We start from the raw sequence: 25,690 nt of genomic DNA, 5'->3' as shown, positions 1-25,690 counted from the left end.
GGGGGTTACTCCTTCGATGGACGGTTGAAAGGGGTTAATGCGTGCCGAGGTAGGCTGACTTGACTTTTGGATCGTTGAGGAGGGCACGGCCCGTGCCCTCCAACGTGATGTGACCGGTTTCGAGTACATAGGCACGGTCGGCCACGCCGAGCGCCTGCTTGGCCATCTGCTCGACCAGCAGGATGGTCAGACCGGACTCGCGCAGCTGGCGGATCGCGTTGAAGATGTCCTTGATGATTAGCGGCGCCAAGCCGAGCGATGGTTCATCCAGCAGCAGCAGCCGCGGATCGCTCATCAATGCGCGCGAGATTGCCAGCATCTGCTGTTCGCCACCCGAAAGGGTTCCGGACAATTGGTCCTGGCGCTCCTTCAGCCGCGGGAATCGCTTGAACTCGCGCTCGATCGCCACTTCGGTCGCGGCAGGATCCTTCTTGCGCGAATAGGCACCCAGCATCAGGTTCTCGCGAACCGTCTGATCGGCGAAGACGCCGCGCCCCTCCGGCGACATGGCGATGCCGAGGCCGACCCTTTCATGCGCTTTGACATTCGTGACGTCGTTGCCATCGAACTTGATGCGGCCTTCGCCCACCGGCTCAAGACCGCAAATGCTTTTGAGCAAAGTGCTCTTGCCCGCACCGTTGGCGCCGATGATCGTGACCACCTCGCCCTTGCGAACTTCCAGGCTCACGCCCTTGACGGCCTCGATCGCACCGTAGGAGACCTTGACTGACTCGAGTTGCAGCATATGTTTCTTTCCGGTTCAGGCGGCGGCGAGCGCAGCCTCTTCCTCGGGATCGTCAACGCCGAGATAGGCTTCGACGACACGTGGATTGGCCTGCACTTCGGCGGGCTTGCCTTCGGCGATCTTGATGCCGTAGTCCAGCACGATCACGTGGTCCGAGATGGACATCACAAGATCCATGTGATGCTCGACCATCAGAATGCTCACGCCACATTTCCCGATCCGGCACAGCAATTGACCCAGCTCAGCAGTCTCTTGCGGATTCAGGCCGGCCGCAGGCTCATCGAGCAAGAGCAATTGCGGCTCTGTAGCAAGTGCTCGAGCCAACTCAACCCGCCGCTGCAGACCGTACGGCAAACTGCCTGCCGGGTGATGCGCGAGATGCAACAGGCCCACCAGGTCCAGCAGTTGCAATGCACGTGCACGGGTGGCGGCTTCCTGCTTCTTCGCACCGGGTAGCGCGAGCAACGAGGCGAAGAAGCCATTGGTCATTCGGCTGTGACGACCCAGCATGACGTTGTCCAGCACCGAAAGATCAGCGAAGAGACGCAGGTTCTGGAAGGTCCGCCCCATGCCCATGCAGCAGATCGAGTGCACCGGACGACCGGAGACCTCTTGGCCGAGAAACTGGATCGAACCTTCGGTGGGATCGATCAGGCCAGTGAGCATGTTGATCATGGTGCTCTTGCCGGCGCCGTTCGGTCCGATCAGCGCGTGGATGTGTCCGCGATGAAGTCGGAAAGAAACATCCTGTGCTGGCTTCACGCCGCCGAAGTTCTTGGTGACACCCTTGACCACCAGCAGTTCGCCACCCTGGCCTTCGGGACCGATGCGAGTGGGCGCTGCGGACGCGGTCGAAGTCTCTGGCTCTTCGGCCGACCGCCGGAACCACTTCGACAGCAGTCCAGTGACACCGCCCGGCATGACATAGAGCGCGAAGAGCAGCAGGAAGCCATACAGGAAATGCTGCGCCGATGGCCAGCGTGCCAGCGCCGCATCGATCACCGTCAGGACCACGGTGCCGACCAACGGTCCGTACTGGGATCCGGCGCCGCCGAACAGCACCAGCAGCAGGATAAAGATCGACAAATGGAAGGTGATGAAGTCGGAGTTGATGTACTGGTTCTGTTGGGCGACCAGCGCACCGGCAATGCCGCAGGTCACTGCCGCGATGACGAAAGCGATGACCTTGGCGCGATAGACGCGGACACCGACCGACGACGACGCGATCTCGTCCGCCTGCAACGACTGCAGTGCACGGCCGAAGCGGCCCTGCAGCAGGTTGCGCAGCAAGAGATGCGTGACAGCGCAGAAGATGATGGCAAGCCACACCCACTGTTCCGTCGTGAGAGGCTGGCCGTTCCAGGTCAAGGCCTTGATGCCGTAGATCCCCTGCGCGCCGCCGAACACGTCCGTCCATTCACCGACCAGTTTTTCCACGACGATGCCGAACGCGAGTGTCACCATCGCCAGGTAAGGTCCTTTCACTCGCAGCGACGGCAAGGCAATCAGGACGCCACAAACACCGGAAATCGCAGCGGCCAGCAGCAATGCGAGCCAGGGATTCATTTCCGTTCGCGTGGTCAGCAAAGCAACGGCATAGGCTCCCGCTGCGAACAGCCCCGCCTGGCCGAGCGATTTCTGGCCGGCGTAGCCCACCAGCACATTCATGCCAGCGGCACAGAGGTAGTACACGCACATCATGAAGACGATGCGCAGGTAGTAGTCGTTCCCGAAGAGAGAGGTCACGCCGATAAGGCCGGCAGCGACGACGACGACGCCCAAGAGATGTTGACCGCGCTTCATACCTTCTCCACTAGCTTCTTGCCGAACAACCCGGTCGGACGGAACGCGAGAACCAGGATCACGAGAGCGAAGACGGCAACCTCACGCCACTGGGCCTGCCACAGGTTCACCAGCGATTCGAGGACCCCGAGAACGAAACCACCGATCACGCAGCCGCGTGGGTTGCTCAGGCCGCCGATCATGGCGCCGGAAAATCCTTTGAGACCGACTGTCAGGCCCATGAAGAGCGAGGCTTGTGCGATCGGCGCGAGAAGGAAGCCCGACAGGCCGGCGAGCGCCGAACTGATCACGAAAGCGCCGATCATCACGGCGTTGGTGTTGATGCCCATCAGGCTGGCGACGTTGCCGTTGGCAGCGACTGCCCGCATGGCCTTGCCCACCATCGTCTTGTTCATCACGAAGTCGAAGGCAATCATGATCACCACGGCGACACCCAGCGTCAGGAGTTCCTGGGGGCGAACGCCGACCCCGAGCACCCGGATCACCGCGTCGCCCAACGGTCCGGGCACCACGACGGGCTTGGGTCCCCAGATGGCCAATCCGATGCTCTGGAGGATGACGCCGAAACCCAGCGTGCTCATCACCCAGGCCATGCCAGGTCGTCCCGCGAACGGCCGTACGCCGATCGCATAGAGGAGCCATCCGAGCAACCCCATGATGCCAAGCGCTGCGGCGAGGGCCAGCAACTGGGCACCGGAGCCGGGCAGCGCCTGACCAAAGGTGGTCGATGTCACAGGCAGACCCAGGACCAGGAAGAGCGCGCTCATGCCGATGAATGCACCTGCCGATACAAACTCGCCGTGCGAGAAGTTGAGCGTCTTGGTGGTGGTGAATGTGATGCTGAAACCTAGAGCGACCAACGCGTAGGCACCGCCCACAGCCAAGCCACTGAGAATCGCCTGCAAGAGCGCCTCTGTCATAGTTGCCTCCGAGATGATTTCCCGGGCCGCCGGATGCGGCCCGGATGCGCAAAGTGGCGTTACTGCTTGAAGTCAGCGGTTGTCAGCGAACCCACGATCGGGTCCGTGTAGGGCAGCAGCTTGCCGTCCTTCCAGCGAATCCACACCAGGTCCTTGGCCATCAAGGCTTCATGATTGGTCTTGCTGAACGGCTTGTCATAGGTCTTGAGGACGCCCTGGACGGGGGTCTTCAGGTCCTCCAGCGCGAGCCGGACGGCCGAACCGTCGAAGCTATTGGCTTGCTTCGCGGCGGCAGCGTAGAGCAGGACGGAGTCATAGCCGTGCAGGGCGAAAGAGAACGAGCCCGGTGCCTTCAGCTTGGGGCCGACTCGGTCGAAAAGCTTTTGCTGTGCGGGCGTGCGCGTCTCGCTGACCGTGCGCATGAAGATCGGCTTTTCCGCCAGGGTCTTTCCTGCCGCGTCATAGAACGTGATGTTGTCTGCGGCCCACGAGGTCAACACCAACGGGAAGTAGTTGATCTTCTCCATGCTGCGCACCAACTGGGCGATGGGGGTTCCCTGGGCCCAGACGACCACCGTGTCGACACCGGCAGACTTCATCTTGCTCAGTTGCGAGGTCATGTCCGTATCGCCGACACCGAAGCGCTCGGTGGCTGCGATCTTGATGCCCTGAAGCTTGGCGATCTCCTCCATGTCCTTCAGCCCGCCTTGGCCGTAGCCGGTGGTCTCGGCCATCAAGCCGACCACCTTCGCCTGAGCGGTGTTCTTCTTGACGTACGCCATCAGTGCGGCGACCTGCTCGCGATCAACCATCGAGACACGGAACATGTAGTTGTCCGCACCTGCGCTCATCGGCTTGGTGATGTCTGTACCCGAGCTCACGTTGCCGATGACGGGGATCTTCTTCTGGTTGGCGATGTGCTTCCAGGCCATGGCGTTGCCCGAATTGGTCGGGCCGAACACGGCGGAGACTTTTTCGCTGTCGATCAACTCGCTCATGTTCTGAATCGACTTAGGCGGCGCCGAGGTGTCATCCCGCGTGACGAGCGCCAGCTTCTTGCCGAGCACGCCGCCAGCGGCATTGATGTCCGCAATTGCGGCCTCCATGCCCAACACAGCTGCCTGGCCACTTTGCGCGGATGGCGAAGCGGACAGGTCACCGTTGTAGCCCACCTTGATGTCTTGGGCATTCGCAGCTGCTGCTGCAATCATGCTGGCAGTCAAAACTGCGTGCTTGATGAATTTAGGGATGCTCACGGCTGTCTCCTCTTTGGGGTCGAACTCGGCGAGTTCAGGGGTTGCAAACTAGGAACGAACTCTGGAATATCAGGAGGCGAGATAGCCGCCGTCGATGGGCAATGTCACGCCCGTCACGTAGGTGGCCATACTCGATGCAAGGAAGATCACGGGGCCGACCAGTTCCTCAGGCTGTCCCACACGCGCCATCGGCGTGCGCAGCATGAACTTTTGCAGACGCTCAGGTGCTTCTCGCGTGTAGGAGGTCATCGGGGTCTCGATGACCCCCGGCGCGATTGCGTTGACCCGGATGCCGTCTTTGGCGAGCTCGACCGCCAGCGTCTGGGTCATCATCTTGACCGCGCCCTTCGACGGCGAATAGCCCACTACATTGGGAATGCCGGTCGTCGACGCGATAGACCCGACGTTGATGATCACGCCCTTGGTCTCCTTCAGGGCATCGAGCCAAGCGTACGTCGGAAGGAAGGTGCCCATCACATTCACGGCCAACGTGCGCTCGAGGTTTGACACGACCTTGGGGCTGTCCAGCCCTTCACGGATGATGATGCCCGCGTTGTTGACCAGGATGTCGATGTTGCCGACCTCACCGGCCACGGTGAGCGCCAGCGTTTGACAAGCGTCGCGCGATGTCACGTCGAGCTTGTACCCAACTGCCTTCCCACCGGCGGCGGTGATCTCGGCTGCCACGGCCTTGGCGTTTTCTTCCACGAGGTCCGTCACGACGACGTTGGCACCAGCTTTTGCGAGGCCCTTGGCGATGGATTTGCCATTGCCCTGTCCCGCGCCGGTCACCAGCGCGATGCGTCCGTCGAGGACTCGGGGCGCCATCAGCTCGGAGATTTCCATTTGTACTGTCCTTTTGGGGTTGTGCGAAGTTCAAGCTGCGTGTGCGTGCTGGCGCGGCGTCGTCGTCAATGGAACGACATTGGGGGAGCGATCCGTCTGCTTTGCAAGCGCCTGGCCGACGACGTAGCCGAAGGTCAGTGCCGGCCCTAGGGTGATGCCGGCGCCGGGGTAGTTGCCACCCATGATGCTGGCGGCGTCGTTGCCTATGGCATAGAGCCCCTTGACCGGTTGCCTGCTCTGCGTGAGGACTTGGCAGGACTCGTCCGTCAGGAGACCGGCGAAAGTGCCGATCTCGCCGACGACGATCTTGATCGCGTAGAAGGGGCCCTGACGAACGGGCGCCATGCACGGGTTCGGGGTCACCAGAGAGTCGCCCTGGAAGCGGTTGTACGCGGTGCTGCCCTTGCCGAACTTCGTGTCCACGCCTTTCGCCGCGTCACGATTGAAAGTCTCAACCTCCTCCTGCAGCGCAGCGTAGGGCACGCCGATTGTCTCGGCCAGTTCCTGCAGGCTATTGCCCTTCTTGAGGTAACCACTCTTCAGATGCTTGCCGATGGGCAAGGGAAACGGAGCCACTGCCCCCATGCCGTACTCGCGCAGGTGCTTGTGATCGCAGATGAGCCAGCAAGTGACCTCCGGCATCCCCTTGCAGGACTTCACCAGGTCCTGGATGAAGTCGTGATAGGACAGCGCCTCGTTGGTGAAGCGGCGTCCCTTCGGGGTAACTGCAATCGCGCCCGGCTTGGCACGGTCGATGAAGTGCGGCATGACGCCCTCGGAACCATCCTTGCGCTTGGTCACCGAGGTCGGGCACCAGGCGGCGGCATTCGGAATAGTCGGGTCGACCCAGCCTCCGACGGATTCACCGAGACGCAGACCGTCGCCGGTATTCAAGGCAGGCGAAGGCGTGAAGTGCTCACGGCCGGTCGGCGCGTGCGGGAACAACTGCTTGCGACGCTCCACGTCATAGGGGAAGCCACCGCATGCCAGAACAACGCCACGGCGCGCGCGGACTTCGACCGGCTTGCCGTTCTGCACTACGGTCGCTCCGACAACGGCGTCTTCTTCCACGATGAGTGACTTCACGGTCGAGTTCAGCCATACCGGGACGTTGAGATCCATCGCGGCCTTGGCGAGACGGCCGGCCAGCGCATTGCCATTCGTCAGCGTCATCCCGCGGCCGTATCTCACGACATCCAGAAGATGTCCGCCGAAACGCTTGGTGACATACCAGAAGGACTCGAACGATTTGAAGGCACGCAGGAAGTGCCACAGCTCCTTCCCGGAGCCAAGCATCATGCCGAACACGGTCAGCTCGGGCACGGGCGGCGCGAGCTTGTCGATGCGGCTGCCCAGTTCTCGGCCGTCAAACGGCCGGGTCACCATGGACCGGCCACCCGACTGGCCGCCTGGCGCTTCGGCGTGATAGTCGGGGAACACCGGCGGCATGTCGAACTGCACGCACGTGTTCTCGGTGAAGAAGTCGATGGCTTTCGGGCCGTTTTCGATGAAGGCGTCGACGCGCGCCGCGTCGAAATGCGTCGTGGCTTCATGTTGCAGGTAGGACCGGGCAGCCCCTGCCGGCTCGGTGATGCCCTGCTCCTTAGCCAGCTTGGTGTTGGGAATCCAGAGCCATCCGCCGGACCTAGCGGTCGTGCCGCCGAAGAGGGGGGCCTTGTCGACCACCAGCACCTTTAGGCCTTCGTGAGCGGCTGTGACTGCCGCTGCCATCCCAGAGGCCCCGGTGCCAATCACCAGGACGTCATATAGGGTTTCCTGCTTGCTCATGAGCTTCACTCCTTTGGGGGACCGCGTCTGCAAGTCCGATGCTGTTAGTATGGTGCTAACGCGTTACTCATACGCTAATGGTTTACCCTAATCGGATGACATCGATATGATCGAACAAGGAGACTGGCATGAAGGAGCTCAACAATGAGAGTCGCGCATCAGGCTTAGAGAAGGAGCGCAGAGGGATTCAGGCCGTCGAGGCGGGCGGCCAACTGCTTCTTGCTCTCGGAACCCATGGCCATCCGATGCCTCTGAGCGAACTCGCGCGAGCTGCGGAAATGGCGCCTGGCAAGGCCCACCCGTACCTGGTCAGCTTTACCAAGCTTGGCTTGGTCACTCGAGAGCCGACCACCGGCCATTACTGGCTCGGACCCATGGCCATGCAGCTTGGACTTGTCTCGCTTCGAATGGTCAATCCGGTTCGCGAAGCGACTCCATTCGCAGCGCAGTTAGCCAGGGATACTGGCCACAGCGTTGCGCTGGCGGTCTGGGGCAACCAGGGACCGACAGTGGTGTTCTTGTTTGATGCGGTCTACCCGCTTCATACCAACATCCGTACGGGAACTGTGATGTCGGTGGCGGGAACAGCAACCGGGCGACTGTTCGCCAGCTATCTTCCCGCCCGGCTCATCGAGAAATCTCTTCTTCAAGACGAGCGGCGCCTTGGGCCGGACATTGCCGCCCCTGTTGAGGCGCTCGCGCTGAACGAGATGCTGAACGACGTGCGCAAATATGGTATTTCTCGTGCAGTGAACAACCCTACTCCTGGCGTCTGCTCGTTCGCCGCTCCGGTCTTCGACTACTCGGGAAACATCGTGCTTGCGCTGACGCTGATCGGGGGCTCCCGCTCGTTCGGCACTGATTGGAACGGCCCTCAGGCGGGGGCAGTCAAGGCAAGCGGCATCGCAATCTCCAAGCGTCTTGGCGCTCTTTCCCGAGGGCACTCCTAGTGGGGTGCTTACGGGAGCAGTGGACGCAAAACTTGCAGGCCTCTTTCTGTGGCCAGTCGTTTGATTGACAATTGCTCGCGGTCGATAAATTAGTTTGGCATCAACGCGTTTGTTGTAAGCTAATTATTCGGCTTAAAACGTTATCGACAGTGCTTGGGGACAAATCATGGACGCTCTGGAAAGTAGCGGCGACACAGGTGCCGAAAAGGGGCGTCGAGGCATCCAGTCTATCGAAGCCGGCGGCCAGTTGCTCCTGGCGCTCGGGGCCCACGGCCGGCCTATGCCATTGAGGGAACTCGCAAAGGCGGCCGACATGGCGCCGGGCAAAGCTCATCCGTATCTGGTCAGCTTCGCCAAACTGGGACTGGTGACCCAGGAATCCCTGACCGGTTACTACTGGCTTGGCCCGACCGCCATGCAACTCGGCTTGGTGACGCTTCGTATGCTCAATCCTGTCCGAGAAGCGACACCCTTCGCGGAGGAGTTGGCTCGGCAGACCGGTCACAGCGTCGCGATGTCCGTATGGGGCAACCACGGGCCCACCATCGTGTTCCTCTTCGACGCGATTTATCCGCTTCACACGAACATCCGGACGGGCATGGTCATGTCACTGGCTGGCACCGCCACCGGTCGCTTGTTCGCTGCATATTTGCCGGCGAAGCTCATCGAAGAGTCCATTCTTGAAGACGAGCGTCGACTTGGGCCGGACATTGCCAAGCCCGTTGACCAGGACGAACTGCAAAGCATGCTCAATGAAGTGCGCGCGAATGGCCTTTCACGCTCGGTCGACAACCCCACCCCCGGCGTCTGCTCTTTCGCTGCTCCTGTGTTCGACTACTCCGGCAACATCGTGCTTGGCATCACCTTGATGGGACGTTCGCGGTCGTTTGACACCAATTGGGATGGCAGCCAAGCAACAGCAGTGAAAGAGGCCGGCATCGCAATCTCGAAACGCATCGGCGCCCTCTCCCCCTCCGCGCAAAACCCGCGCAGATAAATCTGTTTCACGCGACACCGCAGTCGCCGCGCGAGGCTGGCCGTACTGCGCCGCTGCTCTCGACCCTCGTGACCGAGGTCGTTCCCTTCTTCACTTGGCTGACCGCAAGCTGTCCGGCTGTCCCGCCCGGCGTTCCACTGTCCGTCGCCTAAGCGCTCCCAGACTCCGGGGGAGACGCTCCCCGCTGTAGTTACACCTATTTGCAATCGTACGGGTTGCCCCGACTATGTCAATGTTATGCGATTTGATCTGATAGACAGATGTAATCGTATTCATCTGACACTATCAGATGACAGCCGCGCCGCATCGGGCAGCATTAGTTAGGTCGCACCTCACAGCAAGGAGACACTCGAGATGAAAACCAGTGGCAACAGCGCGTCACGCGCATCGTCGGCGGTAGAAACCGCCTCCCGCCCTCCGAGGACGCGCCGGCGAACTGGCTTCGTCGCCGCCGCTCTTGCGTTAGTGGCATCGGCCGCGGCGCCCGCCTTCGCTTCGTGCGATGACCATGACAGAAGGGGTAATGACGGGTGCCAAGAGCAAGCCTCGACTCCGTTCCCCGGTGGCGTCTGGACTCCAGGCCCTGCGGTCTACGGTTCAAAATTGGACACAAACGTGCCCGTCACGATGAGTGACGGTGCCGTTCTCATGGTCGATGTCTCCTACCCGACCGACCCATCGACTGGAGTTCGGGTGCCTGGCCCCTTTCCCGTGTTGCTCACCCAAACGCCTTACCTAGGCAACCCTTCCACCGCCGGCGACTACTACGTGCAGCGTGGCTATCTGTTCGTGACCGCGTCGGTGCGGGGAACAAGAAACTCAGGCGGCGACTTCGCCTTTTTCAGCGAACGTGATGCCAAGGACGGGGCCGAGTTGGCGCAATGGGCGGCGACCAGGCTGCAGAACTCCAATGGAAAGGTCGGTCTGCAGGGCGGCTCCTGGGCGGGCCTGAACCAGATTTACACCGCCGCCGCAGCGGGGCGGAATTCGCCAATCAAGGCCCTCGCGCCGGTTTGCTTTGGCGCAGAGTTCTATCGAGAGACCTACTTTGCAGGCGGCATCCCAACGCAAACGGCCCAGTTCCCATTGTTTTTCGGCGGGTCCGTAGGCAACAATCACGGAGCCGCTGCCTACGGCCAAGCGGTGGTGAACGATATTTACGCAGGCGGTCCGAAAGCGTACGACGGCGACTTCTGGCAGCTGCGAACCCCGGGAAATTACGCCGAGAAGATCGTTGACCTTGGCATCCCTGCACTCATCTGGGGCACCCATCAGGACATCTACGCAGAGAGCGCACTGTCGATGTACGCGTACCTTCAGAACGCCTACAGCAAGAGGCCCGTCTTCGGTCCGATGTCCCCCACCCAGAAGGCCACCGGCCGATATCAGGTACTTATTAGCCAAGGCGGCCATTGCCAATTCGAAGAGCAGACCACTGGCCAGCACATCGCAGACAACATTACGCTTGAATGGTTCGATACCTGGCTGAAGGGCAAACGCACTCGGATGGCCGACACGAGCCAGCCGCTCCATGTTCACGAGCTGTTATCGAACAACTGGGTGAGCACGTCTGCGTATCCGGTCTCCACCTCCTATAAACAGTACTTCCTCGCCAACAATGGGCGCATGACGCGGCACGTAGCTGGTTCGGCAGGCAAAGAGACAATAAATTGGGCACAACCCGGGCCCGGCAGCACCTTGCAATTTGACGGTCCTGTAATCAAGAAGGGGGCAACCCTTGCCGGGCCGATGAGCGCGTCCTTCTACGCGTCGTCTACAACGGCGAACCTGGAGCTAATCGCATCAGTCGCGTTGGTGGATGCGCAAGGTACGGTCACCCCCATTTCCTCTGGGGCCGTTCTCGGAAGCCTGGCTACAAACATACCGTCTCGGTCCTGGGTGGACAAGAAGGGCGTGCCGGTCAAGCCCTATGGCGCGTATGTAGCGGACAAGTACCTGCCTGCTGGGTCAGTCAACAAGTACGACTTCCTGATTTCCCCGAGATTCGTTGCGATACCTGCAGGTGGCAAGCTGCGTCTGACCGTTACAACCCAAACACCGTCGCAAGGTTCCAACGGAGTTTTCAACCCCGCACCCGGTGGGAGTCAGTGCTCCCCCGTTCTTGGCACCGACCCTTGCTACCCGACGATGCCGCAGCTGGCTTCGCTTACAGGAAGTGCCGTGTCGCTCTATTACGGCCCGCGCCACCGCTCGTCTCTGAACCTTCCGCTCTTGAAGGCAGGCTGTTTCAACACCGAGAGCACGACCAGTCTTCCATATTGGAAGGGTGACGCAGACCTTGAAGGCCGCGGCCCCTGCCAGGAACTGGAAGACGATGATGATTGATTGACCGGTTCTGGCAGGCAGTGTGCAAACGGCGGCTTCTGCCGCCGTTTGCATTGCATGACCTCAAAGCGAACGGGAGGCTGCCAGGCACGCAGCAAGAAGGCCCCACAATAACTCGCTCAGCCTACAAGACCAAGCACTCCCTCATGGCAACCTTCGAATTCCCAAGCCAACCTGCGACGGAAAAAAACCGTCGAGGTATCCAATCCGTCGAAATCGGCAGTGAGCTCCTTCTCCAGCTCGCCCGTGTCGCGCGGCCGGCGGCGCTCAGGGACCTTGCAAAGGCTGCAGGGATGACGACGGGCAAAGCGCATCCATACATGGTGAGCTTCCTCAAAGTTGGCTTTGTGTCGCAGAACGACGCAGGGCTCTACGAACTTGGCCCGCTCGCGTTGCAACTAGGGCTCACTCGACTACAGCGCTTGGACCCGGTTAAGGAAGCGTCCAAGTTGATAGAGGCGTTGGCGGAGGAAACAGGACAAAGCGTTGCGGTCGCCGTGTGGGGCAACCTTGGGCCGACTGTGGTTCGGCTTGAAGAGCCGATACAGCCGCTTCACGTCAACTTGCGAACAGGCACCGTTATGTCGCTCTACAACACGGCGACGGGAAGGCTCTTCGCGGCTTATATGCCACCAATGGTCATCGAACGGCTCGCTGGTCTCGAGCTTGCACGTGAGAGTTATGGAACCGACCTAGGCAATAAGCTTCCTAGCGAGGCACTCGAAGATGCACTTGCCGAAATACGCAAGCATGGGCTGTCGCGAGCGCGCAGTCACCCTATCCCGGGCATCGATGCGATTTGCGCGCCAGTGTTCGACTATGAAGGCCACCTGGTCCTGGGCATCCTCGTGATGGGACCCTCAGCAACCTTTGATAGCGAATGGGACGGCAAGATTGCCCAGCCACTGCGCCAGTGTGCGCAGGAAATAACGCGACGCCTCGGGCGCGACGAGGCCACGCTGGCGACGTGACCCGCCGCGGACCCTACTTTTCAGGGTTTTTTGCGCTGGGCGCCGCCGCCAGCGTCGCGGTCGACAGCACTTCGGCCGTTGTCTGGCCGGTTGCCATCGCCTTAGGTCCGCCTGTGCTTTTCTTTTCGTCTGTCAGCGAGGCGGCGTCGCTGTTTGCAAACTTGTCTGCCGTGGTGGCCGAGTCTTGGTCTTCGGGTGGCGCTTCTGCCGCCGTTGTAGACGCTGCCATCTTCGTACCTTCTAGCGCTGGGGCGGCTGGCGCAGCAGCGGTGATGTCGATGGGCGTGAAACTCGACCCGGCACCTCCGCCCCCACAAGCACACAGCGCGACCACAACGGATCCCGCAAGCGAGGTCCATGCACAAGCTCTTCCTTCACATCGCACGGCAGCTCCTTCTTCCGACGCTATGCCCCCTGATTGGCATCAATTGACGGCATATGAAAATACCAATTTGACTATTTCGCAGGATCTCACAATATCAAATCCGTTTGACTATCGCATTCCCCTATCTGGGGTCCTTGGCCTTTGGCAATTAAGGAACACCACAGAAGCGCTCCATCTTTCGGTGGCTATCATCAAGCGGAACCTGTGGGGGTAACCAACGAGAACATGGAAAAAAGTAGGCGCGGCATACAGTCGGTAGAAATCGGAAGTGCACTACTTCTCGAGTTGGCACGCCATGTCAGGCCGATGGCCCTGAAAGATTTGGCGGCGGCCGCAACTATGACTGTGGGCAAGTCACATCCCTACATGGTGAGCTTCATGAAAGTCGGGTTTGTGATGCAGACCCCGGCGGGCCAATACGAGTTGGGCCCCCTTGCGCTGCAGCTTGGGCTAACGAAACTCAGGCAAATCGGACCCGTGAGGGAGGCCTCCAAGGTCGTTAAAGAACTGGCGGTGCGAACCGGGCAAAGCGTCGCTGTCGCGGTTTGGGGAAACCTTGGCCCGACCATCGTCCGCCTTGAGGAGCCTATTCAACCCCTGCACGTCAACATGCGGGCAGGAACCGTGATGTCGTTGACGAACACGGCAACAGGGCGCCTCTTCTCAGCGTACATGCCGCCCAAGGTGATCGAGCGGCTCATCCGAACTGAGGGAGCACCGCAGAGCAACTCGGAAGACCAGACCTTCGATGCCCAAAAGTTCGACGCTCAACTGGCGGAAATTCGAAGGCATGGTCTGTCGCGCGCTCAGGGGCATCCGATACCGGGGGTTGACGCACTTTGCGGACCGGTCTTTGACGCGGCGGGCAACATTGTTCTCGGCATTTTGGTCACGGGTCCGTCGGCGACTTTCGACGGCGCGTGGGACGGGTCAGTCGCACGCCCGCTCCTTCATTGCGCGTCCGAAATCTCGCGTCGCATTGGCAGAACCAATTCGTAAGTGGTCCGTGGCCCCCACATCTTTTTAGGTTGGGTCAGAGGTCGGTGGAATCCAACAAGTGCCGACCACGAAGAGGCTCAGACGCGCTCGAAGATCGCGGCGATGCCCTGCCCGCCGCCGATGCACATCGTGACCAGCGCATAGCGGCCACCGGTGCGATGCAGCTCGGCAATCGCCTTCGTCGTGATGATTGCGCCGGTCGCACCCACCGGGTGGCCGAGCGAAATGCCCGAGCCGTTCGGATTGACCTTGGCCGGATCGAAGCCCAGCTCCTTGATGACCGCGCAGGCCTGCGCCGCAAAGGCTTCGTTCGACTCGATCACGTCGAAATCGCCGACCTTCAGGCCGGTGCGCTCCAGCACCTTGCGCGTGGCCGGCACCGGGCCGATGCCCATGTACGCGGGCTCGACACCCGCGTGCGCATAGCCGACCAGGCGCGCCAGCGGCTTGAGCCCCAGCGCCTTCACGCGCCCGCCTTCGGCCAGCACCACGGCGGCAGCGCCGTCGTTGATGCCCGAGGCGTTGCCGGCGGTGACGAGGCCGTCCTTCTTGAACGCGGGCTTCATCTTCGCGAGCGTGTCGACCGTGGTGTCGGCGCGCACGTGCTCGTCGGTGTCGAACAGCACGATGCCCTTGCGTGTCTTCACTTCGACCGGAACGATCTGCTCCTTGAAGCGGCCCGCGGCAATGGCCGCCGCCGCGCGCTGCTGGCTGGTAACGGCCAGCTCGTCCATCTGCTCGCGCGTGATGCCGTAGCGCGCTGCCACGTTCTCGGCCGTGATACCCATGTGGATCTTCTCCCATGGGTCGTGCAGGATGCCCAGCATGTAGTCGACCAGCACCGCGTCGCCCATGCGCGCACCGTAGCGCGCCGAGGTGTCGAAGTACGGGCCGCGGCTCATCGATTCCGAGCCGCCGCCGATGGCGATGTCGCAGTCGCCGAGCGCAATGGCCTGCGCCGCCGACACGATGGCCTGCAAGCCGGAGCCGCAGAGGCGGTTGACGTTGAAGGCCGGCGTCTCGATGGGGCAGCCCGCATCGATGGCGGCCACGCGGCTCAGGTACGCGTCCTTCACGTCGGTGGGAATCACGTTGCCCATCACCACATGCCCGATGGCATCGGCCGCAACGCCGCTGCGCTCGATGACGGCCTTGACGGCGGTGGTGGCCAGTTGCGTGTTGGGCACGTCCTTCAGTGCGCCCCCGAAGGTGCCGATGGCGGTGCGGGCGGTGCCGACGACGAAGATGTCACGGGGAGTCATGGATTGGAGTTTCCTGCGTTGGAGGATCAAATGAAATAGCGCCGAAAGAAGCACTCAGCGCCCCGTGAAAGACGGCGTCTTCCGATTTCTGAAGGCGTCAACGCCAATACGAAAGTCGTCGGTGGCAGCGCAGTCCCGAAAGGCGGCCGCCTCGGCGTCGAGCTGGCCGGCCAGGTCGCGGTCGCTTGAGCTGCGTATCAGCCTGCGCAGGTGACCCAATGCCAGGGTTGGGCCGCTTGCCAACCGGTGCGCCAGCGCCAACGCCTCCGCCCCCAACTCCGCGGCCGGCACCACACGACTGACCAGACCCATGCGCTCAGCGGAGTCGGCGTCGTACGTCTCGCTGAGCAGCGCAATCTCCAATGCGCGCCTCAGCCCTACCCGGCGCGGCAGAGCCCACGATGCGCCGACGTCGCAACTGGCGCCAATGTTCGCGTATGCGAGGTTGAAGCGCGTGCCGGCGGCGGCCAGCACGAAGTCCGCCTGCAGCATCAGGCTCAGTCCCGCGCCGGCCGCCACGCCATGGACCTGGGCGACAAGCGGGGCGTCCATGGCGTCCAGCACACGTACGGCCTCGTGCAGGGGATCGATCAGCTCCGCTGCGCCGCGCTGCGGGTCGGCGCTGAGCACGGCTAAGTCGCCGCCAGCCATGAAGCCGCTCCCAGCGCCGCGCATGATCACGGCGCGCACGCTCGGGTCAGCGGCCAATTCGCGCACAACGGAGAGAAACGCGCGCGCCATGGGAGGATCGATGGCGTTGAGGGCCGATGGCCGATTGAAGCAGATGGAGGCCACAGCGCCGTCGCGCTCGAGCAGCAGGGGAAGATCAGTGGTCATGAAGAGCTCTCGGTTCTGAGAAGGCGCCGTACTCCTGGAAAAACACAGTACTGCCGGAGTACGCTGCCAGCAGTACCCTCCGACCAGGCACCCGATTGAATAGCCGGGCCTTCGTTGATGTTTTTATGCCGCGTCGCGCCGCACCGTCGTCTCAAAACTGGCGACAGCGTCCGTGCCGGACAGCTCTTGCCGATCCCGCATGCTCGGCACCACCGTCTTCTCCAGCACGATTGGATTGCGGATTCCGAATCCGTCGCCGAGAGTTTGAATGGCGCCAACTTCCTGTGTCAGCTTGTCCACCGTCACCGAGGCATAGTCCTTCACAAGCCCCGCGAGCAGGCCGTGCGCCTGCAAGAGCGCGGCCCATTCTGTGGCACTTCGCGCAGCCAGTTTGTTCTCGATGGCGGCTGTCATCGCCGCGCGATTGACAACCTTCAGCGCACCCGTCAAGAAACGAGGATCGTCAAGCAGTTCCGGCGCTTCGATCAAGACAACGAATTTCTTCCAGTGGGCATCGATATAGGCGGAGACGACGACCTCTCCATCCGCGCAACGGAATGAATCCGCCGGCGCGGACAGTGGCGCACTGTTGCCGCTTCGTTCAGATTGGATGCCTGTCATCAAGTACTCAACGATCGGACCGGTCTGCAGGTGCAGCGCCACGTCGTACAAGCTGACGCGCACCACTTCCCCACGGCCGGTACGCTCGCGACGCAACAGTGCAGCCAGAATCCCATGACACAGAGCATGCCCGCACGCCGCGTCTACCACCGTGAAGCCGACCTTCGTGGCGGGCTGCCCAGGAAATCCAGTGGTGGACATCATGCCGCTTTCCGCTTGAACGATCATGTCGACTCCGCCGAGTTTGGATCCGATGTCACCGCGACCGAAACCGGAGACGGATGCATAGACGAGCCTGGGATTTCTGGCGAGCAGTGTCTCAGCCGCCAGACCCAGACGCTCCATGACGCCTGGGCGCGCGGACTCGATAAAAACGTCAGCCTCCTCAACAAGCCGAAGAATCTGCTCGCGGCCAGCTTCGGTTCGAATATCGACCTGTGCGATCCGCTTGCCGCGGTTGTAGCCGACAAAGACCGGTGATTCGGCCAACGAGACCGCGGCCGCGGAACGCAGTTTTCGGCACATGTCGCCAGATGGTGGCTCTAGCTTAAGGACATCGGCCCCGTAATCGGCAAGCAACAGGGCTGCGGACGGCCCAGCGATCATCTGTGCAAGCTCGACTACTCGGAACCCCTCAAGCGGTCGCTGCTCGCTCCCATCTTGAAGTCCCGTACGATGCGGCGACATTGCCGAGGGTAAATCGCTCATCAGCGTACCCGCAATGTGCCGTGATACTGGACGTCATCCAGACGAATTTGTTGGCGCATACTCTTACAGACTAATCGCGCCATCGTGTGCATGACCGATCCCACTAAAAATGAAAGCAACCCTGAATTGCGCATCAGTCGCCTTTTTGTCGGGATAAAAAGTTTAAAAATCTCTGCACGCGCAACTCCACAAAATAATCAGCCGTTTCGACGCTAGAAAGCGAGTGCAGGTCAGCCAGCTCTCGCCGGGGTCACTCGATAATAGTTCCGGACTTTTTAATGATTGGACCCCATTTATCGATTTCCGTTTTCACAAACTTGCGAAAATCCTCAGCATTCAGTCTATTGGAAGCGCCTCCAAGCCTTACGATTTGGGCTGCTACGTTCGGATCGGTCAAAATCTCGGAGACTGTTGAAGACAGTTTTTGAACCACCGCAACGGGCGTCCCTTTTGGCGCCATTAGACCCTGCCAGGAATAGGCTTCGAATCCGGGAAATCCGAGTTCAGCTACTGTTGGAGTGTCAGGAAGCGCCGGTGCCCGTGCTGGGCTCGTCACCGCCAAAGCCCTAAGTTTCCCGCCCGTAATATGCGGCAAAGCTGACGGCAAATTGTCGAAGATTGAATCTACTTGCCCTCCCATGATGTCTGTTATGGCCGGCGCGCTTCCGGGGTATGGCACGTGCAGCATGTTGACTTTTGCCATTGTCTTAAACAACTCACCCGCTAGGTGAGTGGAAGAGCCGCTACTTGCGGAAGCAAAAGTCAACTTACCAGGATTTTTTCGAGCGAAATTCAGATAATCGTCAAACGTTTTGAACGGCGAAGACGATGAGACGACCAATACATTCGGAACAATTGCAATACCGGAAATTGGAACGAAGTCTTTCTGGATATCAAACGAAAGACTTCGGTAGGCGGTGACATTCGTCGCATTTGATACGGTTGCCAACAGTAATGTGTATCCATCGGGAGCCGCGCGTGCCACCGATGCCGTGCCGATGTTGCTTGTGGCTCCTGGACGGTTGTCAACAGCAAAAGATTGTCCTAGGCGAGCAGACAATTCCTTCGCTGTGAGTCGACCGATCATGTCAGTGGTCCCACCGGCAGGAAATCCCACAACAAGACGCACCGGTCGGTTTGGATAATCGTCTTGCGCAAATGAAGGCAGAACATGCCACGCCGAGACGCCACCAGCAACCGATAGAAATTTTCTTCTGGCAATCATCAATGTCTCCATCAAGCCTCAGACTATTCCGGAGCAAGGCATATGAGCAAACCTGGTCGTCCACATTGTGATAAGTTCGCGCTTGCTCTGACCACATTCACTCCTGTTAGCGCTAGGCGCAGATGAAGCTGGTCACGCGGCTGCAGCCTGCCTTCGCAGCCGGCGCCTTAATCTCGATATACGGCGCGCCAGCTGCGCGCCGCTGATGCTTGGCTTGCCACGAATCAGCATCCTGGGCTTGGCGCAGCGGCTCATGGAACGCCATGGCTTGGTCGGCTGCCCTGTCTATCCCCGAAAGCCACAACTTCTGATCGTTCAACCGATGCCGTACATCTCCGTGCCCCTGCTGACGCACCCTCGAAAGGGCCGCAGGTGGGCGTTGCCGCCGGCGGCTGCGTCACTTCGAACCTCAGGTGCAACCTCGCACCAGGAGATGGTGCTCGCGCTGTGAGCTCCGGCCGTCCGCGCATTGCGCGCGGACGGTGGGTCGGACAGCAACGCCCCGACATAGCGAGGAGCAAGCCGTTCGGGACACCTTTGTCCGTGACGCGCTCCTTGACTTCGCTGCAGGCGACCGCGTCCGGCTTTGGAACGCAGTGACCGCGGAACCCAGCTCGCAGGCATCGGCAATCCACCCTGCGACCCCACCGCCCATGCGACCGAGGTCCTGCTCACCGTCGCAGGCATCGAACGGACAGACCAAGTCAAGGCAGAGCGCCGTCTGGTCCGCACCGACAATCGTCCCGAGTTCGCCGGTCGAACGATGCAGACCTGGGCCGCTATCAACGGCGTCATCCAGGCCGGCAAGCCGGTGCAGAACGCCTACCTCAGGCGCTCTTGATTTGCGCAGGATCGAACGGTAGCAAGCGCAGCCGCTTGCCAGTGGCCGCGAAGATCGCGTTGGCCACTGCCGGCGCGATCGGCGGCGTGCCGGGCTCGCCGATGCCGCCGGGCGCCTCGCGGCTCGCAACCATGTGCACCTCGACCTTCGGTGTCTCGTTCATGCGCAACACCGGGTAGTCGTGGAAGTTGCTCTGCTCGACGCGGCCGTCCTTGAAGCTGATCCTCCCATACAACGCGGCCGACAGGCCGTAGACGATCGCGCTCTCGATCTGGCGGGCGATCGTCTGCGGGTTGACCGTCATTCCGCAGTCCACGGCGGCGACGACGCGGTGCACCTTCGGCGCTCCGTCGGCTGCCACCGACACCTCGGCGACTTCGGCGACGTAGCTGCCGAAGCTCTGCGCCACCGCGATGCCGCGGAAGACGCCGGCCGGCAGCGGCTGGCCCCAGCCGGCCTTCTCGGCGGCGAGCTCGAGCACGCCCCTGTAGCGCGGTTGCTGGGTGAGCATCGCGCGGCGGAACTCAAATGGGTCCTTCTTCGCCGCGGCGGCGACCTCATCGATGAAGCTCTCGATGAAGAAGATGTTCTGCGAGTGCCCGACCGAGCGCCAGAACCAGACCTGCGGCCCGGGCTCCCTGCGGCCGTAGGTGAGGCGCTGGTGGTCGATGTCGTACGGATGGTCCGCGATGCCTTCCATCGCGAAGCTGTCGACGCCGTTGTCCGGAATCTTCATGAAGCCCGACGCGGCCATGATCGACGGCGAGCCGACGCCGCACTTGAGCATCGTCACGCGGCCGTTGGCATCGACCGCGCCTTCGAACTTCGCCACTGACGCCGGGCGGTAGTATCCGGCGGCCATGTCGTCCTCGCGTGAGTAGATCAGCTTGACCGGTGCGCCGGAGAGCTTAGACAGCAGCACCGCATCGATCAGGAAGTCAGGCGCGAAGCGCCGGCCGAAGCCGCCGCCCAGCAGCAGCGTATTGACCTTGACCTTGGCCGGCGTAACCTGGGCGACCTGCGACAGGATGCCCTGCGCCGGACCCTCGCTCTGCGTGCCGGCCCAGACCTCGACCTCGTCGCCCTTGACCCAGGCGGTGGCGTTCATCGGCTCCATGCAGGCGTGCGCGAGGTAAGGCACCTCGTACTGCGCTTCGACCTTCAGCGCGGCGTTCGCGGCGCCATCCTTCGGATTGCCGCCCTCGCGCGTGATCGCATCGGCGCGCCCGGCGCCCTCGGCGAGGATTTCGCTCACCTTCGCTGACGTCAACGACGCACTTGAGCCCAAGTCCCAGTCGATCTGCAGCGCGTCGCGGCCCTTCTTCGCGGCCCAGTAGCCGGTGGCGAGCACCGCGACGCCGGTCGGGATCGTGAGCACGCTCTTCACGCCCTTGACGGCTTTGGCCTTGCTGTCGTCCACGCGCGCCGGCTTCGCGCCCGGCTGCGGCGCACGTGCCATCACCGCGACGAGCAAGCCTGGCACGTGCGCGTCGATGCCGAACTTCGCGCTGCCGTTCACCTTGCCCGGCGTGTCAAGGCGGCGCATCGGCTTGCCGAGCAGGCGGAAGTCCTTCGGGTCCTTCAGGACCGGCTTTTCGGGCACCGGCACCTTCGCCGCCGCCTCGACGAGTGCACCATAGCTGAGCTTCTGGCCGCTCGGGTGGATTACGTGGCTCGCTTCAGTGCGGCATTCATCGACCGGCACCTTCCATTGCGCCGCGGCCGCGGCCACGAGCATCTGGCGCGCCGCCGCGCCGGCCCGCCGCAGCGGCTCCCAGTGGGCGCGTACGGTTGTCGAACCGCCGGTGGCCTGTATGCCGAAGGCCGGGTTGGTGTAGGCCTTGTCGATCGGTGCCCGCTCGACACTGACGAGCTTCCAGTCGGCGTCGAGTTCCTCGGCGAGCATCATCGGGATCGCGGTGAGCACGCCTTGACCCATCTCGGCCGAGGCGCAGATGACCTTGACGCGGTTGTCCGGCGTAATGCGCACCCAGGCGTTCGGCGCGAAGGTTGCGCCCGGCGCCGCGGCGAGTGCACGCCCGGCGGCCAGCGGCAGAGCGAAGCCGATTGACAGCGCCGAGCCGGTCTTGAGGAAGCCGCGGCGGGAGGTTTGCAGCACGTCCATCTCAAGCCCCCTTCGTCAGCGCTGCCGACGCATCCTTGATCGCCGCGCGGATCTGGTTGTAGGTGCCGCAGCGGCAGAGGTTGCCGCTCATCGCGCCGACGATCTCGGCGTCGTCCGGCGCCTTGTTGGACTGCAGCAGCGCGCACGCGCTCATGATCTGGCCGGACTGGCAGTAGCCACACTGCGGCACATCCTGCTTCAGCCACGCGGCCTGCACCGCGCGCCCACTGGAGGTCTGACCGACGCCCTCGATCGTCGTAATCTTCTTGTTGCCGACCACCGAGATCGGCGTCTGGCATGCGCGCACCGCCTGGCCGTCCAGGTGCACGGTGCAGGCACCGCACAGCGCCAAGCCGCAGCCGAACTTCGTGCCGGTCAGCTGCAGGTTCTCGCGCAGCACCCACAGCAGCGGGGTGTCCGGCTCGGCGTCGACACTGCGCGCTCGGCCGTTGACGTTCAAGGTGATCATCGACATTCCTCCGCGCCTCTGACGAGGCTTTGTTAAAAAAGCGAGTGGGTTGCCATGGACGAGGGTCACCCGCCTGGCGTGGCGAAGTCGCGCAGCGTCAGCGACGACCGCACGACCGGTTCGACCGGACGAATCCACGTGGCCCGCTGCCGCTCGGCCAACTGGGCGGCATGCAACGACGAGACCTCTTGCGCGATGGCAGCACTGACCGCACCCATCAACTCGGCGTCCGAACTTCGCGCCAGCACACCGATATTGATCTTTACCGGGTGCTCGAAGCCGGTCGGCGCCAGCCTGGTCGTGGGATGAAGGCTGCGGTAGCGGTCCCACAGTGCGACATCGACGAGCGCGTGATCCGCATCGCCCGCCTCGACTGCCGCCAGCAAGTCCTCGCGAACGTTGAATCCCTTCATCGAGGAGCTCAGGATGCCGCCGCGCCACGCACCGAGAGCGAGCGACGCCATGGAACCGGCGCGAACGGCCACCGTGTGGCCTTGAAGCGCGTCGAGCGTACTGACCGACGGAGCGCCTCGACCGATCAGCACCATCGCTGTCGCACGGTAGGGGCCGCCGCCGACCACCGGAACCAGGGCCTGGTAGGGACGCTGGCGTAGTGGTTTGGCGCCAGGATAGTCGGGCGTCCGCGCCCTTTCCGCGATCATCGTGGCGAGGTGAGGTTCGTAGAGCGGAATTCCCGCGACTAGGTCACAAGCGCCCGCAGCAAGCAGGGCGCGCGCATCCAGGGAAAGGTTCCCTTCCTTGTCGTAGCGGCCCTCGAACCAGACCAGTTCGAGGCCGCGGCCGATGCGCTCCGCCACTGCCCGCATCATCGCCACGTCGAACCCTCTCGCCTGCCCGTTGTCGACGGCGGAATAGGGCTCGCTGTCTTCGGCCATGCACAGTCGCAGGGGCTCCGTCCCGGCCGCCCCACTGGCGTTCATGGCGAACGCGCCCAGCCACGCTGCACAGAGAGCGCGCATCAAAGCTTGCCCCCCGTCTGCACGTAGACCCAGATCAACTTGATCTGGTCCTCCGTCAACGAGTTCTTCCAAGGCGGCATCGCACCCTTACCCTCCTTCACTGAGTGAAAGAACCGGTCCGAGTCCTCCTTCGGGAACTTGCGAAGGTCGAACGACACCGTGCCCGGGTTCACCATGTTGAAGCCGTGGCAGTGCGAGCAGTTCTTGGTGTAGAGGCTGCGGCCAGCGTGGGCCGCCTCCAGATCGAGTGTCGGTGGCGCCGCGGGGTTGGCTTGGGCGTTGGCTTGTGTGACCTGTGCCCACAGGCCGATGACCGCCAGCACGGCCGCGGTGGCAGACAGCGTCATCGAACACCTCATTGCTGCACACCGAATGTCCACACGGCACCACCTGCCGGAACGCTGGCCAGGCGCTCGTCACCGGAGAAGAGCGGATACAGCCCTCCGATGCCCGAAAGCGCCGTCACGTATTGCCTGCCCTTGTGGGTCCACGTGATTGGCTGGCCCATCGAGGCCGAGCCCGTGCGGTAAGACCAGAGCAACTTCCCGGTGCTGGCATCGCGTGCCTCGAACTCGCCCGTCATGGTGCCCGTGAAGACCAGGCCGCCGTCGGTGGTCAGCACGCCGGAGTAGCTCGGGATGTCGCGCGGAATCGACCACTTCTCCTTGCCGGTCACGGGATCGATGGCCTTCAGAAAGCCACGCGGACCGTCGGGGTAGGTGAAGCCAGTGAATTCGATCGCCAGGAACAACTCGCCCTGCTTGTATTCGGGTGTGACGGTCTTGTACGGCATACCCGCATGGATGGCGTTCAGGTAGACCCAGCCCGTCTTCGGGCTGAACGACATCGGCGGCCAATTCTTCGCGCCCAGCGCGCCGGGCCAGACCTCGGTCTTCTCGCCATTGCGCGCCTTGGCGGTCACCTCGGTTTCGATCGGGCGGCCGCTCTTCAGGTCGATGCCCGTGGCCCAGTTGACCCTGGGCACGAATGTGTTGGCCGCCAGCACCTTTCCGTTGGTGCGGTCGAGCACGTAGAGGAAGCCGTTACGGTTGGCGTGCAGGATGACTTTCCTGATCTCACCGTTCACCTTAAGGTTGGCCAGGACCATCTCATTGACGCTGTCATAGTCGAAGGCGTCGTTCGGATTGAACTGGTAATGCCAAACGATCTCGCCAGTCTTCGGACGCAACGCGAGCACCGAGGCCGTGTACAGGTTGTCTCCCATGCGCACGGCTGCGTTCCACGGGCCGGCGTTGCCGGTGCCCCAGAAGACCAGGTCCTGTTCGGCGTCATAGCTGCCCGTCAACCAGGTCGAGCCACCGCCTTTCAGGTAAGTGTCACCAGGCCAGGTTTCCCCGCCCTTCGTGTCGGGGGCGGCCGTCGTGTGGCGGCGCCACACCTCCTTGCCCGTGCTGGGGTCGATGCCGACAATGAAGCCGCGCGTCCCGTACTCGGCACCGGACATGCCCGAGATCAGCAGGCCGTTGACGACGAGCGGCGCGCTCGTCACCGAATAGCCTTCCTTGTAGTCGGCGAGCCTCGTCTTCCACAACTGCTTGCCGCTCTTCGCGTCCAGCGCTTGCAAGTGGGCATCCAGCGTGCCGCGAAAGATCTTGCCCTCGAAGATGGCCACGCCACGGTTGACCAGGCCGCAGCAGACAAACTTGGGAACGTCTGCCGCGAAGTCCAGTCCTGTCTTCCAGAGTTGCTTGCCCGTCAGCGCGTCGATCGCGACCGTCGCGTCATGCGTCGGCACATACAGCACGCCGTCGTGCACGATCGGCATTGCCTCCTGGCCGAGGTTGTTGCCCAGACTCTGCGTCCACACCGGCACGAGCTTGCGCGCGTTCCGCGTATTGATCTGGGACAGCGGGCTGTGACGCTGCGCCGAGTAGCCCATGCCGTGAACGAGCACGTTGTCGGTGGTCTTGCCGTCAGCCAGCAGGTCTGCGGACGATTGCGCCATCGCCAGCGTCGCAAGCGAGAGTGCCCACAGCGCAGCGAGTCGCGGGAAATGTCTGTTCATGCTACCTCCAGGGTTGGTGTTGTCTTGAGAGAAAAGACCTCTTCCAGTGCCGCTGCCCTGCCGAGCAAATCCCTGTTCCATTGGTGCAGGCGAGCATCCACCCTGCATCATTTGCATTCGCCAACATGGTTCGTCAACACAGCTATATTACTTAGTATGCTGCGTGAGCAAGAATCCGTCAATCGGATTTGAAGGGCCACGATGCAAGACTTGTCGCCGACAACGGACTCAGTGAGGACTGCCTGAACCTGAACGTCTCGGCACCCGAAGACGCCGGCGACGAACCGCTTCCCGTGATCGTCTATATCTTCGGCGGCGGCTTCGAACTCGGCGCGAACACCCGGCCTTGAAACTGCCAAGCAGTTCCTCGCCGAAGGCGCGCGTGTCATCGTCACCGGCGTCAATCCGGATTCCCTCGCCAAGGCCCAGGCGGAGTTGGGTAGCGAAGTTCTGGTGCTGCGCGCCGATTCAGCCAACGTGGCTGCGCAGAAGGAGTTGGCGCAAGCCGTCCAGGCTCACTATGGTCAGCTCGACATCGCCTTCCTCAACGCTGGCGTATCCGTTTGGATGCCGATCGAAGAGTGGACGGA

The 25,690-nt window shown here is 62.1% G+C and carries 24 protein-coding genes; 8 read left to right on the top strand and 16 right to left on the bottom strand.

The features are described from left to right. Nucleotides 1–34 precede the first annotated feature (34 nt). The 6 genes from AC1DFC_RS10940 to AC1DFC_RS10915 form a co-directional block, all read right to left on the bottom strand. Nucleotides 35–745 carry an ABC transporter ATP-binding protein gene (locus AC1DFC_RS10940; protein WP_478131866.1) on the bottom strand — a complete coding sequence of 237 codons (711 nt, stop codon included), beginning with the start codon at nucleotides 743–745 and terminating at the stop codon, nucleotides 35–37. A 15-nt stretch (nucleotides 746–760) separates the two neighbouring features. Then, nucleotides 761–2,548: a branched-chain amino acid ABC transporter ATP-binding protein/permease gene (locus tag AC1DFC_RS10935; RefSeq protein WP_478131865.1), complete on the bottom strand. Its 1,788-nt coding sequence runs from the start codon at nucleotides 2,546–2,548 to the stop codon at nucleotides 761–763. Continuing rightward, the gene (locus AC1DFC_RS10930; RefSeq protein WP_478131864.1) at nucleotides 2,545–3,468 is read right to left on the bottom strand and encodes a branched-chain amino acid ABC transporter permease; all 924 of its coding nucleotides are present in this window, start codon (nucleotides 3,466–3,468) and stop codon (nucleotides 2,545–2,547) included. Before AC1DFC_RS10930 ends, AC1DFC_RS10935 begins: the two co-directional genes overlap by 4 nt. 59 nt (nucleotides 3,469–3,527) lie before the next feature. Further along, entirely contained in the window at nucleotides 3,528–4,724 is a 1,197-nt protein-coding gene (locus AC1DFC_RS10925; RefSeq protein WP_478131863.1) for an ABC transporter substrate-binding protein, read from the bottom strand. Between the two features lie 69 nt (nucleotides 4,725–4,793). After that, on the bottom strand, nucleotides 4,794–5,570 hold the full coding sequence (locus tag AC1DFC_RS10920; protein ID WP_478131862.1) for an SDR family NAD(P)-dependent oxidoreductase: 777 nt from the start codon (nucleotides 5,568–5,570) through the stop codon (nucleotides 4,794–4,796). Nucleotides 5,571–5,600: 30 nt separating this feature from the next. Continuing rightward, a complete protein-coding gene (locus AC1DFC_RS10915) occupies nucleotides 5,601–7,358 on the bottom strand; it encodes an FAD-dependent oxidoreductase (protein ID WP_478131861.1) in 1,758 nt (585 codons plus the stop codon). Nucleotides 7,359–7,486: 128 nt separating this feature from the next. On the opposite strand from AC1DFC_RS10915, the gene AC1DFC_RS10910 reads away from it, so the two are divergent. The 4 genes from AC1DFC_RS10910 to AC1DFC_RS10895 all read left to right on the top strand — a co-directional run bounded on the left by AC1DFC_RS10910 (nucleotide 7,487) and on the right by AC1DFC_RS10895 (nucleotide 12,622). After that, on the top strand, nucleotides 7,487–8,308 hold the full coding sequence (locus AC1DFC_RS10910) for an IclR family transcriptional regulator (protein ID WP_478131860.1): 822 nt from the start codon (nucleotides 7,487–7,489) through the stop codon (nucleotides 8,306–8,308). Nucleotides 8,309–8,474: 166 nt separating this feature from the next. Further along, a complete protein-coding gene (locus AC1DFC_RS10905) occupies nucleotides 8,475–9,305 on the top strand; it encodes an IclR family transcriptional regulator (protein WP_478131859.1) in 831 nt (276 codons plus the stop codon). A 627-nt stretch (nucleotides 9,306–9,932) separates the two neighbouring features. After that, nucleotides 9,933–11,651, top strand: coding sequence for a CocE/NonD family hydrolase (locus AC1DFC_RS10900; RefSeq protein WP_478179226.1), 1,719 nt, complete (start codon nucleotides 9,933–9,935; stop codon nucleotides 11,649–11,651). 146 nt (nucleotides 11,652–11,797) lie between these two features. Then, nucleotides 11,798–12,622, top strand: a complete 825-nt coding sequence (locus AC1DFC_RS10895; protein WP_478131857.1) for an IclR family transcriptional regulator — start codon at nucleotides 11,798–11,800, stop codon at nucleotides 12,620–12,622. 13 nt (nucleotides 12,623–12,635) lie between these two features. Here the strand turns inward: AC1DFC_RS10895 and AC1DFC_RS10890 are convergent, their stop codons facing one another. Then, a complete protein-coding gene (locus tag AC1DFC_RS10890; RefSeq protein WP_478179225.1) occupies nucleotides 12,636–12,851 on the bottom strand; it encodes a hypothetical protein in 216 nt (71 codons plus the stop codon). Nucleotides 12,852–13,232: 381 nt separating this feature from the next. Between AC1DFC_RS10890 and AC1DFC_RS10885 the strand changes: the two genes are divergently transcribed. Next, entirely contained in the window at nucleotides 13,233–14,006 is a 774-nt protein-coding gene (locus AC1DFC_RS10885; RefSeq protein ID WP_478131855.1) for an IclR family transcriptional regulator, read from the top strand. Between the two features lie 77 nt (nucleotides 14,007–14,083). Here AC1DFC_RS10885 and AC1DFC_RS10880 read toward each other — a convergent pair whose 3' ends face one another. The 4 genes from AC1DFC_RS10880 to AC1DFC_RS10865 form a co-directional block, all read right to left on the bottom strand. Beyond that, nucleotides 14,084–15,268 (bottom strand): acetyl-CoA C-acyltransferase family protein, encoded by a 1,185-nt coding sequence (locus tag AC1DFC_RS10880; RefSeq protein ID WP_478131854.1) that lies wholly within the window; start codon nucleotides 15,266–15,268, stop codon nucleotides 14,084–14,086. A 54-nt stretch (nucleotides 15,269–15,322) separates the two neighbouring features. After that, a complete protein-coding gene (locus tag AC1DFC_RS10875; protein WP_478131853.1) occupies nucleotides 15,323–16,105 on the bottom strand; it encodes an enoyl-CoA hydratase/isomerase family protein in 783 nt (260 codons plus the stop codon). A gap of 123 nt (nucleotides 16,106–16,228) precedes the next feature. Next, nucleotides 16,229–17,434 carry a CaiB/BaiF CoA transferase family protein gene (locus AC1DFC_RS10870; protein ID WP_478131852.1) on the bottom strand — a complete coding sequence of 402 codons (1,206 nt, stop codon included), beginning with the start codon at nucleotides 17,432–17,434 and terminating at the stop codon, nucleotides 16,229–16,231. A gap of 250 nt (nucleotides 17,435–17,684) precedes the next feature. Then, complete coding sequence (locus AC1DFC_RS10865; protein ID WP_478131851.1) at nucleotides 17,685–18,659, bottom strand: Bug family tripartite tricarboxylate transporter substrate binding protein; 975 nt, start codon at nucleotides 18,657–18,659, stop codon at nucleotides 17,685–17,687. Nucleotides 18,660–19,245: 586 nt separating this feature from the next. On the opposite strand from AC1DFC_RS10865, the gene AC1DFC_RS10860 reads away from it, so the two are divergent. Beyond that, nucleotides 19,246–19,500: a hypothetical protein gene (locus AC1DFC_RS10860; RefSeq protein WP_478131850.1), complete on the top strand. Its 255-nt coding sequence runs from the start codon at nucleotides 19,246–19,248 to the stop codon at nucleotides 19,498–19,500. On the opposite strand, the gene AC1DFC_RS10855 is transcribed toward AC1DFC_RS10860, so the two are convergent. The 5 genes from AC1DFC_RS10855 to AC1DFC_RS10835 form a co-directional block, all read right to left on the bottom strand. Beyond that, nucleotides 19,487–21,625 (bottom strand): xanthine dehydrogenase family protein molybdopterin-binding subunit, encoded by a 2,139-nt coding sequence (locus AC1DFC_RS10855; RefSeq protein ID WP_478131849.1) that lies wholly within the window; start codon nucleotides 21,623–21,625, stop codon nucleotides 19,487–19,489. The genes AC1DFC_RS10860 and AC1DFC_RS10855 overlap by 14 nt on opposite strands. Before the next feature lies 1 nt (nucleotide 21,626). Further along, nucleotides 21,627–22,094 (bottom strand): (2Fe-2S)-binding protein, encoded by a 468-nt coding sequence (locus tag AC1DFC_RS10850; protein WP_478079747.1) that lies wholly within the window; start codon nucleotides 22,092–22,094, stop codon nucleotides 21,627–21,629. Between the two features lie 65 nt (nucleotides 22,095–22,159). Continuing rightward, entirely contained in the window at nucleotides 22,160–22,990 is an 831-nt protein-coding gene (locus tag AC1DFC_RS10845; protein ID WP_478131848.1) for a substrate-binding periplasmic protein, read from the bottom strand. An 83-nt stretch (nucleotides 22,991–23,073) separates the two neighbouring features. After that, nucleotides 23,074–23,421, bottom strand: a complete 348-nt coding sequence (locus tag AC1DFC_RS10840; RefSeq protein ID WP_478079745.1) for a c-type cytochrome — start codon at nucleotides 23,419–23,421, stop codon at nucleotides 23,074–23,076. 8 nt (nucleotides 23,422–23,429) lie between these two features. Next, nucleotides 23,430–25,100 carry a PQQ-dependent dehydrogenase, methanol/ethanol family gene (locus AC1DFC_RS10835; protein ID WP_478131847.1) on the bottom strand — a complete coding sequence of 557 codons (1,671 nt, stop codon included), beginning with the start codon at nucleotides 25,098–25,100 and terminating at the stop codon, nucleotides 23,430–23,432. Nucleotides 25,101–25,288: 188 nt separating this feature from the next. Between AC1DFC_RS10835 and AC1DFC_RS10830 the strand changes: the two genes are divergently transcribed. Both AC1DFC_RS10830 and AC1DFC_RS10825 read left to right on the top strand, forming a co-directional pair. Then, nucleotides 25,289–25,450, top strand: coding sequence for a carboxylesterase family protein (locus AC1DFC_RS10830; RefSeq protein ID WP_478084644.1), 162 nt, complete (start codon nucleotides 25,289–25,291; stop codon nucleotides 25,448–25,450). Further along, a partial coding sequence (locus AC1DFC_RS10825) for an SDR family NAD(P)-dependent oxidoreductase (protein WP_478131911.1) occupies nucleotides 25,404–25,690 on the top strand: 287 nt, incomplete at its 3' end. The genes AC1DFC_RS10830 and AC1DFC_RS10825, both read left to right, overlap by 47 nt.

The organism is Variovorax sp. 10L421 (assembly GCF_056395365.1).
The sequence above is the reverse complement of the archived record's forward strand: the minus strand, read 5'-3'. Positions and strand labels throughout refer to the sequence as shown.

Excerpts from the sequence above, each read along its gene's own strand:
- AC1DFC_RS10935 (WP_478131865.1), bottom strand. The coding sequence starts at position 2,548 with ATGAAGCGCGGTCAACATCTCTTGGGCGTCGTCGTCGTCGCTGCCGGC.
- AC1DFC_RS10840 (WP_478079745.1), bottom strand. The coding sequence starts at position 23,421 with ATGACGCTGTCTGCCACCGCGGCCGTGCTGGCGGTCATCGGCCTGTGG.
- AC1DFC_RS10885 (WP_478131855.1), top strand. The coding sequence starts at position 13,233 with ATGGAAAAAAGTAGGCGCGGCATACAGTCGGTAGAAATCGGAAGTGCA.
- AC1DFC_RS10905 (WP_478131859.1), top strand. The coding sequence starts at position 8,475 with ATGGACGCTCTGGAAAGTAGCGGCGACACAGGTGCCGAAAAGGGGCGT.
- AC1DFC_RS10900 (WP_478179226.1), top strand. The coding sequence starts at position 9,933 with ATGAGTGACGGTGCCGTTCTCATGGTCGATGTCTCCTACCCGACCGAC.
- AC1DFC_RS10915 (WP_478131861.1), bottom strand. The coding sequence starts at position 7,358 with ATGAGCAAGCAGGAAACCCTATATGACGTCCTGGTGATTGGCACCGGG.
- AC1DFC_RS10930 (WP_478131864.1), bottom strand. The coding sequence starts at position 3,468 with ATGACAGAGGCGCTCTTGCAGGCGATTCTCAGTGGCTTGGCTGTGGGC.
- AC1DFC_RS10850 (WP_478079747.1), bottom strand. The coding sequence starts at position 22,094 with ATGATCACCTTGAACGTCAACGGCCGAGCGCGCAGTGTCGACGCCGAG.
- AC1DFC_RS10870 (WP_478131852.1), bottom strand. The coding sequence starts at position 17,434 with ATGAGCGATTTACCCTCGGCAATGTCGCCGCATCGTACGGGACTTCAA.
- AC1DFC_RS10835 (WP_478131847.1), bottom strand. The coding sequence starts at position 25,100 with ATGAACAGACATTTCCCGCGACTCGCTGCGCTGTGGGCACTCTCGCTT.
- AC1DFC_RS10880 (WP_478131854.1), bottom strand. The coding sequence starts at position 15,268 with ATGACTCCCCGTGACATCTTCGTCGTCGGCACCGCCCGCACCGCCATC.
- AC1DFC_RS10940 (WP_478131866.1), bottom strand. The coding sequence starts at position 745 with ATGCTGCAACTCGAGTCAGTCAAGGTCTCCTACGGTGCGATCGAGGCC.
- AC1DFC_RS10845 (WP_478131848.1), bottom strand. The coding sequence starts at position 22,990 with ATGGCCGAAGACAGCGAGCCCTATTCCGCCGTCGACAACGGGCAGGCG.
- AC1DFC_RS10875 (WP_478131853.1), bottom strand. The coding sequence starts at position 16,105 with ATGACCACTGATCTTCCCCTGCTGCTCGAGCGCGACGGCGCTGTGGCC.
- AC1DFC_RS10855 (WP_478131849.1), bottom strand. The coding sequence starts at position 21,625 with ATGGACGTGCTGCAAACCTCCCGCCGCGGCTTCCTCAAGACCGGCTCG.
- AC1DFC_RS10890 (WP_478179225.1), bottom strand. The coding sequence starts at position 12,851 with ATGGCAGCGTCTACAACGGCGGCAGAAGCGCCACCCGAAGACCAAGAC.
- AC1DFC_RS10865 (WP_478131851.1), bottom strand. The coding sequence starts at position 18,659 with ATGATTGCCAGAAGAAAATTTCTATCGGTTGCTGGTGGCGTCTCGGCG.
- AC1DFC_RS10910 (WP_478131860.1), top strand. The coding sequence starts at position 7,487 with ATGAAGGAGCTCAACAATGAGAGTCGCGCATCAGGCTTAGAGAAGGAG.
- AC1DFC_RS10895 (WP_478131857.1), top strand. The coding sequence starts at position 11,798 with ATGGCAACCTTCGAATTCCCAAGCCAACCTGCGACGGAAAAAAACCGT.
- AC1DFC_RS10920 (WP_478131862.1), bottom strand. The coding sequence starts at position 5,570 with ATGGAAATCTCCGAGCTGATGGCGCCCCGAGTCCTCGACGGACGCATC.